This window comes from Pseudoalteromonas sp. TAE79 (genome assembly GCF_000498015.1).
GTDB lineage: Bacteria > Pseudomonadota > Gammaproteobacteria > Enterobacterales > Alteromonadaceae > Pseudoalteromonas.
The window spans coordinates 42,009-52,363 of the sequence record NZ_AUTL01000228.1 but is presented as its reverse complement, the minus strand read 5'-3'; the positions used below and the strand labels follow the sequence as shown (position 1 = coordinate 52,363).

Annotated in this window: 8 protein-coding genes; 2 read left to right on the top strand and 6 right to left on the bottom strand. The window is 41.5% G+C overall.

Annotated elements, in window-relative coordinates:
* Nucleotides 1–587: IS5 family transposase (locus tag L655_RS0117940; RefSeq protein WP_024603875.1), on the top strand; the 587-nt coding region annotated here is incomplete at its 5' end.
* Between the two features lie 92 nt (nucleotides 588–679).
* Here the strand turns inward: L655_RS0117940 and L655_RS0117935 are convergent.
* Complete coding sequence (locus L655_RS0117935) at nucleotides 680–1,819, bottom strand: alkene reductase (protein ID WP_024605822.1); 1,140 nt, start codon at nucleotides 1,817–1,819, stop codon at nucleotides 680–682.
* Nucleotides 1,820–1,899: 80 nt separating this feature from the next.
* Between L655_RS0117935 and L655_RS0117930 the strand changes: the two genes are divergently transcribed.
* On the top strand, nucleotides 1,900–2,817 hold the full coding sequence (locus L655_RS0117930; RefSeq protein ID WP_198925109.1) for a LysR family transcriptional regulator: 918 nt from the start codon (nucleotides 1,900–1,902) through the stop codon (nucleotides 2,815–2,817).
* Here the strand turns inward: L655_RS0117930 and L655_RS0117925 are convergent.
* The 5 genes from L655_RS0117925 to L655_RS1000000127040 form a co-directional block, all read right to left on the bottom strand.
* Nucleotides 2,812–3,879 (bottom strand): cytochrome c peroxidase, encoded by a 1,068-nt coding sequence (locus L655_RS0117925; RefSeq protein WP_024605820.1) that lies wholly within the window; start codon nucleotides 3,877–3,879, stop codon nucleotides 2,812–2,814. The two genes, L655_RS0117930 and L655_RS0117925, sit on opposite strands and share 6 nt — an antisense overlap.
* Nucleotides 3,872–6,073 (bottom strand): porin, encoded by a 2,202-nt coding sequence (locus tag L655_RS01000000125860; protein ID WP_241764512.1) that lies wholly within the window; start codon nucleotides 6,071–6,073, stop codon nucleotides 3,872–3,874. The genes L655_RS0117925 and L655_RS01000000125860 overlap by 8 nt, the downstream gene beginning before the upstream one ends.
* A gap of 155 nt (nucleotides 6,074–6,228) precedes the next feature.
* The gene (locus L655_RS1000000128150; protein WP_241764511.1) at nucleotides 6,229–6,555 is read right to left on the bottom strand and encodes a hypothetical protein; all 327 of its coding nucleotides are present in this window, start codon (nucleotides 6,553–6,555) and stop codon (nucleotides 6,229–6,231) included.
* A gap of 16 nt (nucleotides 6,556–6,571) precedes the next feature.
* Entirely contained in the window at nucleotides 6,572–9,316 is a 2,745-nt protein-coding gene (locus tag L655_RS0117915) for a cadherin-like domain-containing protein (RefSeq protein ID WP_024605819.1), read from the bottom strand.
* A gap of 198 nt (nucleotides 9,317–9,514) precedes the next feature.
* Nucleotides 9,515–10,207 (bottom strand): hypothetical protein, encoded by a 693-nt coding sequence (locus L655_RS1000000127040; protein WP_241764510.1) that lies wholly within the window; start codon nucleotides 10,205–10,207, stop codon nucleotides 9,515–9,517.
* Nucleotides 10,208–10,355 lie beyond the last annotated feature (148 nt).

Sequence of the window (10,355 nt, the reverse complement as noted above, 5' to 3'; positions counted from 1 at the left end):
CTATCTACAGACGGTTTAATTTATGGTCCAAAAAAGGGATTTTGAATGAACTGTTTCGCGCATTATCTCGTGATGCGGACATGGATTGGGTCTTCATTGATGGCAGTATTGTCAGGGCTCATCAACATAGTTGCGGTGCAAGAACTGCTGACAATGAATCAATTGGAAAGAGCCGAGGTGGAAATTCTACGAAAATTCATCTTGCAGTCGATAGCGGAGGGTTGCCTGTTTATTATGAATTATCCTGTGGAAATACGCATGATATCGTCCATGCAGAGTCACTCGTAGCTAATTGCCCAACAAGTAATATGGTTGTCGCAGATAAAGGCTACGACAGTGAAAAACTGAGAGCGTTTGTTCGTGATAATAACGCTACACCCGTTATTCCACGTAAGGGCAACAGTTTAGTAGGCAATGAAGATATTGACTGGTGCATGTACAAATATCGGCACTTGGTTGAGAATGCATTTGGCCGTATTAAGCAATATAGAGGGATAGCCACGCGGTATGAAAAGCTTGAACGAAATTATCATTCAATGCTCGCTTTAGCATTTACTATGATGTGGCTACCAATGTGGGCTGATTGATATATGTACTACAAAGATCAACAGCCCCTAGTGGTATCACAAAAAATAGATACGAAATTAGTAATTAAGCCTTCCTTGGCTTTGCAGGTTAATTACTTTTGATAAAAAGGATAATCGCTATAACCTACTTCAGTACCGCCATACATAGTGGCTGCATCGGCTTCGTTAAACGTCCAATTATTCTCTATACGCTCTGGTAAATCAGGGTTAGCTATAAATGGGCGACCAAATGCAAATAAGTCACCGTAACCTTCACCTAAAATACGTACCGCTTTTTCTACTGTGTATTTACCAGCATAAATAATGCGACCTGAAAATTCAGCTCGTACTGCTTTATAAAATTCTTGTGGTAAATCGGGAGCGTTATCCCAATCAGCTTCCGCAATCGATAAGTAAGCAATACCTGCTTGCTCAAGCACTTTAACGGCCTGGATATAAGTGTGATGAGGGTTTGATTCAACAAGTCCTAAATACACTCGTGTTTCATCTGTGCTTTCAAATAAAGGAGCAAAGCGAACACCTAAACGATCAGAGCCTACAACGTCACTTACCGCTTCAACTATCTCTTTTAAAAATCGCAGGCGATTAGTAAGTGTTCCACCGTATTGATCGTCACGGTTATTGGTATGCTCAGAAATAAACTGATTAACTAAATACCCGTTAGCACAATGAAGCTCCACACCATCAAAGCCTGCTTCTAGAGCATTGCGTGCAGCTTGAGCATACATATTTACTAGCTCGCCAACCTCAGTAGTACTTAATGCTCGGGGCTCACTTGGGTCAGCCAATACGCCTTCACCAGGTGCGGTTTCAATAAATACTTTTACGTTTTCAGCAATAATATCTGAAGGGCCAACCGGTTTACCTGAATTTGGTTGTAGCGTGGTGTGCGATACGCGCCCTACATGCCAAAGCTGAGCAAAAATAACACCGCCTTTAGCGTGTACTGCTTGTGTTACTTTTTTCCAGCCTTCAATTTGTGCTTGCGAGTGAATACCTGGGGTCCAAGCGTAACCTTGCCCACGAGGCTCTATTTGTGTGCCTTCGGTAACCATAAAACCAGCCGATGCACGCTGCGAGTAATACTCAGCCATTAATTCATTAGGAATATTGCCAGGCTGAGTACTGCGAGAGCGAGTAAGAGGTGGCATCACAATACGGTTTTTAAGTGTAAAAGGGCCAAGCTCAATTGATGAGAATAAAGGAGCGGTATTAACTAATTCTGATTTCATTTTAAATTCTCTTATAAAGCAAACAAAGGCTTAAATAGTGGTTAAGTAACATTGGCAGCATAGAGATTTAAGGATACAATTTGAAACAACACTTTTTTGTACAGCATACAATTATGAATGGTATTAGTCGGCTCGATATAAAGCAGTTAAGAGTACTCAGTAGCTTATTAGAACTGCAAAATCTTTCGCAAGTAGCCAAAAAAATGGGGTTAACGCAACAAGCCATTAGTGAGCAACTACGAAAACTACGAGACTTATTTGACGATCGCTTGTTTATTCGCCAAGGCAATAACATGGTTGCTACTCCTAAAGCGCAAGGGCTCAAGGCACCTATTAATAATATTTTAAAGCAATTAGAGTCGTTACTAGAGCCCGAGCAGTTTAGCCCGCAAACTTATAAAGGTGTGTTTACCATAAGCGCAACCGACTACGCCACGCAGGCCTTATTGCCGCAATTATTTAATATTACTCGCCGCGAAGCCCCCGGTTTAAAGCTGATAGTGCGCGACTTTGCATCCGATAACGTTAATCAACTTATAATAGCAGGCGAGCTTGATTTGCTGATTAGCTTTCCGGAATTTATACCCGACAATCTTTCTTATATTACTTTGTTTGAAGAGCAGCATTTGTGTATTTCTGGTGTTGGTAACAGCACTTATACGGAGCCTTTGAGCTTGGCGCAATTTGCAAAGCATCCTCAGCTAGTTGTATCGCCATCGCGCGCTAATTTACGCGGATCGCACGATCAGTGGTTTGAAAGCCAAGGGCTAAAACGTAATATTGTTATGTCGGTACCAAGTTTTTCTGCGGTGCCCGACATTTTACATACAACCGATATGCTCGCGTTTTACCCATCAAGATTATTACCAAACAGCAAAGTTAAACAGCTAAAAATAGAAGCTCTGCCCCCTACATTTAAAGTAATAGCCGCATGGCACCCGCGTACTAATAACAGCCCTATTCATAAATGGTTGATAGAGCAATTACAAAACTTATAAAATCCGTAAAAATGCAACAAGATCTAAACGCTCTTGCTTGGTGAGTTTTAATGGTTTTAACAGTTTCGTCGTTTTAGGAAAGTGTGGATCGTTTAATTGGCTTTTCCTAGGCTTAGGTCTTGCTCCACCATGGTTGTACATGTTTACTATGCCTAGTAGGTCATCAAAAAGCCCATTGTGCATCCAAGGAAATGTTTCAGTTAAACCAAGTAGAGAAGGGGTTCTAAATAACCCTATATCACTTGGATTATTTGTAAAATTAAACCGGCCTTTATCTTCAAAACTACGGCCGTAGTAATGAAGGCCAGTGCCATGAAATTGGTTGTCACTTAATAGTGCGCCATTGTGGCAAGTCATACATTTTGCTTTGGTTCTAAATAAATGTAATCCGTTTAATTCATTATCGGATAAACGTCTCAGCGCTTTTTTTGGATTACTCTGAACCTCATTAATAAATGATTTAAAGCGAGTATTAGGTGCAATGAGTGTTCGCTCAAATGCAACGAGGGCTTCTGCCATTTGTGCCATAGAGAGCGTATTTGAATTAAAAGCACTTTTATTAAATGCCGTATAGCTTTTATCTTTATTGACCCGCATTAAAGCTTTTTGTGGATCTAAGTCCATTTCAATTGGGTTGCTAATGGGCATAAGTGCTTGTTGCTCAGCTGTTTTAGCGCGACCATCCCAAAAAAAACTTTGCCACTGATCTATACCAAAAATTGCAGGGGTATTGCGTGTGCCTATTTTCCCATCAATACCCACTGCGGTTGTGCGGCCATCATGAAAGCCTTTGTCGCGCTCATGGCAGGTTGCGCAGCTAACGGTATTATTACGCGAGAGCTGCACATCATGAAAGAGCTTGTCACCTAAAGCAACATGCTCAGGTTTTGGCGAGGCTACAGGCAAAAGCGACATGGGCTCAACGCTTCTGCCATCACTGGTTTGAATAGCAGGCCAGTGTGCTTGGCCTTTGCTATACAGTGAGCGTAAATCGTGGCTACTTGTTGGTGTGGCGTTTAAGCTAAATGAGCACAGAAAAAAAATGCTTAATAACCTAATCATAGTTATAGCTAACTCCTAGCCAAAACATACGCCCAGGCTCAATACCAGATGCGCCTTCGTTTACTGTGTAAGTACGTGCATTCAACAAGTTAGAAATATCTGCTCTTATTTCAACTGACTGGGTTTTTGTTAGGTTGTGGCTATAGCGCAGGCTAAGGCCTAGCATGGTTCTGGCACGAATTTCTTGTTCTTCGTATACATCAACAAGTGTTGATTCTGCAGGACAATTTGCACAGCTCTGTTCAAGGCCTATGCTTTCGCTTGCGCCGGTACTCACTGCGCTGGTGTAGCTATCACTGAAGGTTACGTTAAGCCCTGTGCTTAATGAATTGCTCCAATCAACATTCCAACCTAGCGCACCGGTAATCGGAGTGCCAAAGTTTGTACGAATTTGATCAAGTTGTCCAAGCGTTACAAGCTCGCCGCTGCCACTTGCATTTTCGTAGTAAACGAGTTCGTCAAGGGGGGTATTTTCAGCAGTGGCATTGTAGTCGTCGTTAGAGACTTTGTTTTCAGCGTATGAGGCGTTAGCCCATAATGAATGGCTACCAAACTGCGCGCTCCACGAAATAGAATAGCGCTCTGAGCTACCATCACCTTCGTTGGTCATACGAATATATTTATAGCCATCGCTACCTGCTTCTTCATCGGTAACCTGAGAAAATTGCTGATGCTTTTTACGTTTGACATATTTAAGCGATACATTACCTGCTTTTTCAAATGAATGTGCAATACCTAATGCGAGTTCGTCATCGTACGGGGTGTTTACATCATCAAAGCGGTACTTAAACGCGCCAGTATAGTTAGAAGGTAGCCACCCTTGCAGGTAACCGTTTTCAATTGGGCGGTATTCTCGATATGAAAAACGCTGCTGTTCTTTGACTTTATAACCAATAATGGCAGAGTCGTAATAGCGGTTAACGCCTGCACTAATAATAGTGCGGTTGTCGTTAAATACGTCGTAACCCAGCGATATACGTGGCGCGATATTATGATTTGCTAAAAAGTCATCATATTCGTAGCGCATACCTAAGTTTAGGTTTAGCTGCCCTAATGTGATGCTATCGGTTACATAAAACGAGGCACGATTAAGTGTTACGTTAATGTATTCGGCAGGGGTGACTAAACGGCCATTAAAATACTGCGCTGTAGCTGTTACATTATTTGTATAGGCAGTAATGTGCGATTGATTATTAAAATCAATTTCGCCACCAAGTTGTGCTGCTAACTCATCAATAGAAATAGTGGTTTGAAGTGCTTGGCAATCAAGTGTGTAACCGCTGCAATTAAGTGGCGTACTCGCGCTAGACCATATAATAGGGGAGTCGTAGCTGTAGCTATTTTGTATGCGTTCGCGTTCTACTTCTTGGCGAATAAGTTCAATACCGGCTTTAATGCGGTGCTCAGTGCCTGCAAACTCCAGCGTTTTAAAATCAAGGGTGTTTTTCCAGCTGGTGGTGTATTGGGTATTATCTAGGGCGCCATATCCCCCTTGGCGAGAGTAACGAGTTTGCGCATCGCCTTGGTCGGCATATTGCCCCCAATCTTTCCCTTTGGCTTGTAGCCAGCTATAAAAGTGAGCTGGGCCTTCTCGGCTGCTGTCACTCATACTAAAATTAAGATTACTGTGCCACGATGCAAAGTCAAAATGCTCAGTTAATGCCGCAACGGCGCCAATAGCACCGCCTTCTAAATGAAAGTTACTGTCTTTGGCATCCGTTATAAAGTTATCAACTTCGTAGGGGGAGTACATTAGTGTTAAATCTAGTGCATCTACCCAGCCATTTCGGTAGCCATACTTCACAATCGCATTTATGTTTGTTCTGCTTTGGGTTTTTACTTCCCCTAGCGATAAATCGCTGATGTCGCTGGCTAAGTAATTAACGCTCATCATTAATCCATGGCGCTCATTAATTTGTTTATTAGCACGCAGGTTATAGCTAATTTTTTCGTATTTAGGCTCTTCAAGAGTACTTTGGTCAACATTTTGCTGTGAACTGTCTTGATCAGCCTCAATAAAATGATAACTCCCCCAGCTACTTTGATTCCCCCGCACGCCAAAACTAAAGCTGTTGTTTGCAAATACGCTTTTGGTTTTACTATCAACAATACCACCCGAAAAACCACCAAATTCAGCCGGTATGTTATGGTCGTAAACTGTGATTGATTCAACTATATCGGAGTTCACGTTCATACTTTGTACGCCACCCGACACATCGTCTGATGAAGAGCTTAATCGGCTGCTGCTTGCTGGGTCTATGCGGTTATTGTAATTTAACCCATCTAACGAAAACCCTGTTTGCCAAGGCTGCGCCCCTGAGATTGATATTTCTGGCGCGCTGATCTCAGCTAAGCTAAGCTACCAATAGAGTACGCTTCGTTACTTAGCTGCACGCCAGGGAGCAATGCAATTAGCTCATTTATATCGCCATTGCCTTTAGGTGTGGCGTTTATAAAATCACGGTTTAAATAAGAACGCCCAATAACTTCGGGTACTTCTATGCCTATGTACTGGCCTTTTACTTCAATATGCTCAAGTGCTTCACAGCGCTCTTTTTGCTCATCTTTAAGTTCGTTACATGGCTGTGGCTTTGGTTCGGTCTGCTGTTGCTGCTCTGCGGCGTATACACCCTGAGAAAGCAAAAGCAGACACGCGAGGGTAGTCGGTGTCTGCATATATTACGGCTCTTATTTAAATACCTAGTGGGGTAGTGTCTTCGCTATCAATGACGCCATCGTTATCGGCATCTTGGTCGGCAATTAATCCTGCTAAGGCTATGTCTTCATCGCTGCTATTAGGTAAAAAGAAGTTAGGTAAGCCGTCGTGGTCGGTGTCTACGCTCGCAATAGCTATGCCTCTAAAGTCATCGCGTGAGGCAACTAAGTTGGTCATGCCTATGTAAAGCTCAAGCTGATCAGCCTCGCCATTAACGCCATTAGTTATTAGGCTTTGTGATTTAGTAATATCGTTAATTAACGTAAAGCTGTTAACTAAGTCTGCCATGTTGTCGGCAATAATTGTATCGGCAAAGCCCAAAATAAGAGGCTCAAGCGTATTTAAAAGCGTGCTAGCTTGTGTTTTTGCATTACTATAATTTGCTGAAAAGTCGCTAATGTTCGCTGCGTTTGAACCCATACTTGAAAGCATAGAATAACGTAAAAATTCACCTGTTTGAGCTTCTTCTAAACCAATTACTTCGGCTTTAACAGCGGCTAAAATAGTTTCTAGCTGATCGCTTGTTAACTCATTTAACGCAGGTGTTATTTCTGTAATTGCATCATTTAAAGTGGTGCTTGCAAGCGATGTTTGGTTTGCATTAACTAAGTAACCTAAGGTTTCTAGGCGGGCTTCAAATCTGTCTTCGGTATCTTCATCTAGTGCAATATAACTAAGTAGTTGATTGTGTACACCGGCTACTTGCTCCGCTAAGCCGCCTTCAATTAGCGATACTATTACTTGATTATGCGCCGTAATTGATGAGCTATTACTTAGCGTGCGTATGTCGCCATCATTAAGCGTATTAAGTATGGTTAAACATTTATTAGCCGCACTTGCTGTATCACCACCAACTCGCGCTGTTAAGCTTACTAATGACTTACAGCCTTTAAAACCCGTTAAAAACGTGGTTGATGACTCTTTGCTAATGTATTCATCAGAGGCTAAAAAGTCGCCCGCATAGGTAAATACTTGCTGTGCTAAGTCGTTTCTGCCGGCCTCACTTAAAATTAGGCCTGTGCCTGGGACGTTATCAAGTTCGGTAAGTGCTCTAAAGAATTCGTTATAATCGCCATTTTCAGTAAAAAAGCTGCGAGCTTGTGCTGCGGCACTTGTTATATCTTCACCGGCAAGTAGGCGTTTAGCTATATTAAAGCCATATACTTGCTCTTGAGCGTTGTTTATATCGGTTTCGCTGTCTGACAGCGTTATTGCTGGGTTTTCGTCGCTTTGGTATAAGCCTTCAATTAAGCCCGCTAAAAATTGAATAGGGTAAGTGTAGTTATCTAATGTAGCGGCGCTGTATGGCGACGCTGAGTAGGTGTAGTTACTATCAAAACCGGTAGAGCCATACATAGCAAGGACTTGGTTAGTGTAATCTTTTGCTGCTTCAAATTCGCCAGCTCTATAAAGGTATTGCGCAGCCCAAGCCCCGTGCAACGTTTTGTATTGCTCGTATGGTTGGCCTTCGTATTCGCCGCTACGTACAAGTCTGTAACCCGTTTTTACCGCAAGTTGCGCGTAGTTATTGGAAAGTAATTTGGCTTGAGTTAAATCGCTTTCATCTAGGCTTTGTACATAGCTTTGTAGGGCATCATCTATTGATAAGCGTACGCTATTTAAAAAGTAGCCATAGCTTGATGTGTATTCGTCTTCGCGTACTTGCTCAGCGTATAACGAAATTGTATTCAACAAATTACTTGCTTGCGAGACTTGATCGGCGTCTAGGTAGCTTTTTACTAAAGAGTAAAGTGCTGATGCGTCTGATGAGGCAATGTTATCGAAACCTTTATCAGCTAAGTATTGGTTGTAGGCCGCTACCGCTTGGACGCGGTAATCGTTTGCTTGCTCTGTTTGGCCTATTTCATCAAGTGCTTGCGCCACATCTTTTAGTGCCGAAGAACGCGCCGTTTGCTCGTTTATAAGTGCTAAATAGTCGTTAGCAGTATCTAAAAATCCTGCACGCGCATAGGCCGCAGCTTGGGTTGCGTATATATCGTAACGAGACAGTTCGTCAGCAATATTTGCGCTTAGTTCATCTGCTTGTTTTAGATGAGATAGTCTAGAACTGTAGTAATAATTAAGTTTGTCTTCGTTAGTTACATAAGAAGGGCTTAACGAAATAATTGCAGTTAATGGCTCGCTAATTAGGCCATCTGTGTAACTAATTTCAAATTGCTCATCAATGCTGCTTAGAGTTTGTGCCTCATAGGTAAATTCACCCGTGGTGCTATTTATGCTCATTACGCCATTACTAGGTGGTGTAATTAAGCTAATAGTTACGGTGTCACCATCTAAATCTTGCGTAGTAATAATCCCTTGTGTGGTGGTTGAAGAGGTAACAAACACGTTAGTGGTTAGTAACTGTGGTGCATCATTAACATTTTCTACGCTAAAACGTACCACAACATTTGCTGTTAAGTTGCCATCGCTTGCGCTAATGGTCGCGGTATCTTCGCCATAATAATTACTAAAAGGCGTATACGTAAATTGACCATTTGCTTCTACTGCTATAGTGCCGTTACTTGGTGCATTAGCAAGTGTGTAGCTAAGGGTATCGTCGTCGGTGGCTGTTACTTGAGCAGTAAATGGAGTGTCTTCGTTTACAGTAAAGCTTAAATTAGGTTGTGCAAACTGCGGGGCTGTGTTGCCAGAGCCACCACCACAGCCAGCTAAAGCAAGGGCGCATAATATTGGGGTAAACTTAATTAGCTTGTTCATTATTGTTAATATAAAAAGTTAATGATGTTGCGAATGATAACTGATATCAATTAGATTTAAAAGTTTAATCTGTATTTGTATTATAAATAGTGAGTATTCAATTGAGGTTCAAAATGTCCCTAAAAAGCAAAACCCTGCGCTTAACAGGGTTTATATTGCAAATAAGAGAGTGTTACTAAATGGAGGGGAACCAATTAATTATTTAAGATCGTTAATAATAAGAAGGGGGAAGTTTTTAGCTGAGCGAGGTTGCCAATTATTATAGCTAATATTGCTAATTCCAAAATAGTTAAGCACTTTAGGTGAATACGTCCAGCCACGGGCACGTTGCTTTATAGCTGCGCTGCGTAAATTGGGTTTTAACCCTACAGTGAGTAAATCATGATTTACGTTTAATTTTTTGTATAGGGCTTTTTCGCGCAGGCTTGCTTTATTAATTACCTCATCGTAATGAGCACGTAATTCTTCCCACTTTTGGCTTTTTTGCGGCTCTTCTAAATGCTTTACCATGGCATCAATATCACTGTCTAACCATTTTGCTGAGGCTGCATCTCCATGCCAACCGATAATTGCATTAGGTTCTATTGTAGTAGGGTGCCCAGCAAGCAACACATAATTAGCACACGATGAAAAACAAAACTGCTTTATATTTACGGTTAATTTATGCGCCAAAATTAGCTCGGCTAAATCCATTCCTAAAGCTATGTTTCCGCCGCCGCTGGTAATAGTAAAGGTATTAATTGTGGGATTGTTTTTTAACAGCTCAGCTGCTGTATTGTTATTTTGTTTGTTGATTTGACCACTATAAATAAGCGTTTTATCGCTTAAAGTGACTTTAGCCTGTAATAAAGCTGGGAATATTAAAAAAAGAGTAAAAATTAATTTTTGCATGTGGGTTTTGAATGAGTATTTTTGCCAAAGGCTACGTAATTTGGCTAAGCGAGGCAAATACTAATTTGTCTAAAGTAAGTTAACTCCTTTTAACCCCTTCTTAACCCTCGACCTAATAAGCTATGTGTAATAGTACGAATTAGGCATA